This is a genomic window from Paraburkholderia sp. FW306-2-2C-D06C, from assembly GCF_058781505.1.
The window spans coordinates 1-3,568 of sequence record NZ_JBYSWU010000119.1 but is presented as its reverse complement, the minus strand read 5'-3'; the positions used below and the strand labels follow the sequence as shown (position 1 = coordinate 3,568).

3 protein-coding genes and 2 pseudogenes are annotated in these 3,568 nt (G+C 59.5%); 2 read left to right on the top strand and 3 right to left on the bottom strand.

All coding sequences use genetic code 11. The features are described 5' to 3' along the window. Positions 1-328: 328 nt before the first annotated feature. The 3 genes and pseudogenes from AC3WLT_RS37015 to AC3WLT_RS37005 form a co-directional block, all read right to left on the bottom strand. A pseudogene (locus tag AC3WLT_RS37015) lies at positions 329-634 on the bottom strand (ATP-binding protein); the annotation flags it as partial. A gap of 147 nt (positions 635-781) precedes the next feature. Beyond that, the gene (locus AC3WLT_RS37010; RefSeq protein ID WP_492596500.1) at positions 782-1,378 is read right to left on the bottom strand and encodes a short chain dehydrogenase; all 597 of its coding nucleotides are present in this window, start codon (positions 1,376-1,378) and stop codon (positions 782-784) included. A 78-nt stretch (positions 1,379-1,456) separates the two neighbouring features. Next, entirely contained in the window at positions 1,457-1,744 is a 288-nt protein-coding gene (locus tag AC3WLT_RS37005) for a DUF6946 family protein (protein WP_492596501.1), read from the bottom strand. A 285-nt stretch (positions 1,745-2,029) separates the two neighbouring features. Here AC3WLT_RS37005 and AC3WLT_RS37000 point away from each other — a divergent pair, with 285 nt between their 5' ends. Together AC3WLT_RS37000 and AC3WLT_RS36995 are read left to right on the top strand one after the other, a co-directional pair. After that, positions 2,030-2,272, top strand: coding sequence for a hypothetical protein (locus AC3WLT_RS37000; RefSeq protein ID WP_492596499.1), 243 nt, complete (start codon positions 2,030-2,032; stop codon positions 2,270-2,272). A 563-nt stretch (positions 2,273-2,835) separates the two neighbouring features. After that, positions 2,836-3,345, top strand: a pseudogene (locus tag AC3WLT_RS36995) (class I SAM-dependent methyltransferase); the annotation flags it as partial. Positions 3,346-3,568: the final 223 nt, after the last annotated feature.

The window sequence follows — 3,568 nt, the reverse complement described above, 5'->3', positions numbered from 1 at the left end:
CTGGAAAACTCGACTTCTCACGCTTTAATGAGCATGCCCGATGAGCCCCGTTACCCACTCCGTTTTCAAAAGAGCCTTTTTTCTTTTCCTTCACCGCGCGCACCATGACGTTTGGCGCGGCGACTACCACTATTCAAACTCGTGTCCGGTTCGAAAGCTCCCCGTCCAATATCTATCTCGGTTAATGGGACTGGCGCGGATGACGCTTTGCGAATCGTGAACTGGCACAGAAGGCGTTGGTGGCCAGTTTCGCGTCAACGCCGCTGGTTGAATTTCGACAAATCTTTCGGCGATTCGCCGCAGTATGCCTGACCCACCTGCGTCCTGTTCACGCGGCTGCATTCGCGCCTGCCCGCGTTCCCGTTTGTCCTACTCTGCGCTTGTCCTTCAAGCGATAGCTTTCGCCACTGATTTGCTGATGTGGGCGGGATGCAGGAGCCTGTCGAGCATCGCTGCGGTTAGCGTCTGGTCGTCGGCGAAGGCTGCGCCCCAGTGCGTGAAGGGCAGGTTGCTCGTCATTATGGCGCCGCGCTCGGTAACGTTTGGCGACGACCTTGAAGAACATGGATTCGACGACGGGCAGCCTCGGCCCGATGACCACGCGATTGAAGAACTCCCGCAGACGGTTCTGCTGAACTGATGATGCAACTGGCGACAGCACGGCAACGTAACGAAGCTGTTAAAGGCATGAGGCGAGTGACGCTTCTACGATTCAGCCATCTTGACACCCCTCTGCCAGCGTGCCGTCGAGCGCAGGTCGGTGTGGACAGCGTTGCTGTTATCACTTCACGACCTGAATCACCTGGCCTGTGATGTCCTCCACCAGACTCCGTTTGTACGCTTGGGCCACCACCGCGGCGGGAGTACCTGCCGAATAGGCCTGCCCCATCGCGGCAAGTGTTTCTGAAACCCAGCCTGGGCTGACGACGTTAACGCGTGCCTTGCCGTGCAATTCGAGAGCTGCGGACCGGACGAACGCCTCGACCCCTGCATTCACGATGCCCACTGCGGCACTTCCTGTGACCGGATGCAAGGAGAGAATGCCGCTGGTTAGCGTCAGGGACCCGCCTTGTGTGATGTGACCGACCGAGCACCGGACGAGATTGACCTGTCCCATCAGCTTGTTCGTCAGACTGAACGCGAAGTCTTCGTCGGTCAGCGAATCAAGCGGTGCGAATTTTGCCGCACCTGCAGCGCAAATCACGGCATCAACGGTTCCGAGTTGCTGGTACATCGACACGATAGACGCCTTGTCTGCGAGGTCGACTGGCAGGTCTGGGCCATTGCGGCTCGCGCCAATGACCTGATGTTCGGGCGAGAGCAGGCGAACGATTTCCTTGCCGAGCAGTCCGGTTGCGCCAACTATCAGCACGCGCATAGGTCCTCCTTATCCGGAAGGGTCACGCCAGCGCGGACCGACGCATCGCACGTGGCGCACAGACGAGCGAATATCGTACTACTGTCCGAGGCAACGCGAGCGCCGCACATCAGACGCGCTGCACGGCGGGCTAGAATTGCGCGTTGACTCACGTAGAGAAACAGACCCGCCATGTCCTGCCACTCGCCGCTTCACGGAGGTTTCATTAAGGGCATCGTTCGTCGCTAGGACCTCGGCGACCTCTGACGGGAAGCCATCGGCATCTTGCCAGCAGGGGGCGAGGCTTCGGGCCGAGTAGCCGGTGCGCCAATGCCTTACAGGTTCTGCGAGGAATTGAGCCCAGTCTTCGACACGATTCGGCGGGATGTAGATTTGTCCCCTATCAGTCCCCCCGAACGTACGGATATCGGGAGGGCGTATTTAAGGGCAATCCGCGCGAGCCGAGGTGCTACAAACGCTCGACGTAGCGCTGACCGCCGCATAGGTGCGTCACGTGTTCTCAAAAAGCACAATCGGCCCAGTACCACGCCGACAAGTTCTCGTCGCCCGGCAAGGAACAGTGCGAGTTCGTGGAGGCCAGCAGTTGGCTTCGTGTTCTCAGGCGCTCGGAGTAGTATGGTCATGTACACCTAACCAACAGGAGGGGAGGCCATGACTACCTGTCAGCACTGTGGTGGCCAAGGAAAAATCAAGTGCGAAAAATGTGGCGGGACGGGAAAGGTGCAGATAACCGAAATCGAGACTGTTTCAGACATGTCTCGCACGTCCAACACCATCACGTGCCCAAAATGCGGCGGAGAGCGGTGGCAGCTCTGCACACGATGTTACGGTTCCGGAGAAGTCCATGATAACGAGACCTCCGATATTTTCGACCCCGAAGGCAGAGATACTTGACTTCCTCAGGAGAACGCCAGGAAGACTCAATTGGCAGTTGCAAGTGCGATAGCACTGTTGATGTATGGGCCTGCCGCATACCCCTGCTTTATAGTAACGGGTACGGCGGGCCTTTACATCAAGCAACGGACCGTCTACTGTCGGTCGAACAGGGGCAACCGCTTGGCAGGCGTTCGAGCGCATGTGTGCTGGCGACCTGCAGTTGTTGCCGGTCGAGCTGCCCGCGTTCCATCGTGCAGTTGTCCTGAGCCTGGACGCATCCCGGCATGGCCGCCCGCCACGCGGACGAACGATGCAGTGCGTGGCGCACTTGCTATCCGCAAGCGCATCAGCTTCCTTGACGTCGCTTCGGGCCCCGGCTACCTTGCAGCCGCAGCCGCAGCCGCAGCCGCAGCCGCAGCCGCAGCCGCAGCCGCAGCCGCAGCCGCAGCCGCAGCCGCAGCCGCAGCCGCTGCGCGAAGGGCCAATGTACTGGGCATTGACTTCGCAGCGGCCATGGTCGAACTGGCAACACGTCGCTCACATTCAAAGCGGGCAGCGCAGAAGGCCTCCCGTTCGCTGACAGAACCTTCGACGCGGTTGGCTGCAATTTCGGGATGCACCATTTCCCGCACCCCGAGAAAACACTCGCAGAGGCGTCTCGCGTCCTGCGGCCAGGTGGCCGAATTGCCTTTACCGTTTTATCCAGATTGTGTCGACATCCTACGGATACCGTCCCGTTCAGCGAACGCAAGGTGAAGGTCAGGAGACGTTTGCGCGAGCGGTGCAACCGGCAGCAACTCTTTTTGTGCTTTCCCCACGCGGTTATAGGGCGCGCAGAGCAGGCGCGCCATCCGGAAGATGGTGGCGAACGCGAAACGACCGAAGCTGAGGACGCGGTCTGCCGTCACAGTGATTCTCTCGTTTTGGCTGGCGGGACCGTGGCTCGAGCGCAACTTCGAGCTTCGTGTGCCTGGGACGAGCTTTCGGACAGGGCGCCGTTCTTCCACATCCAGAGTGGCAGAACGGTAACGACAGCACGGTTTGCAATGTCTTGCACGACGACGAAACAGCGGTCGTCCCCTTTGCTGTAGAGGAGGTAAAAGCGCCGGTCGAGCGGGAACTCCTCTAGCGACACGCATCGACCTGCGTCCACCATTTCTCGAACAGAGTAGCCGACAGAGTTGACCGTTGGCCCATCCGTTCTTTTGCGTGAGGTGCGACCCACGACCGTCAAGGGCTGATATGACTCCCGGTGTCAATCGGGATCGGTTTTTCGGTTGCTCGAATTCATGTTTGCGGAATTTCCTGAGGGCG

Coding starts and splice junctions, on each gene's coding strand:
- AC3WLT_RS37010 (WP_492596500.1), bottom strand. CDS start 1,378: ATGCGCGTGCTGATAGTTGGCGCAACCGGACTGCTCGGCAAGGAAATC.
- AC3WLT_RS37000 (WP_492596499.1), top strand. CDS start 2,030: ATGACTACCTGTCAGCACTGTGGTGGCCAAGGAAAAATCAAGTGCGAA.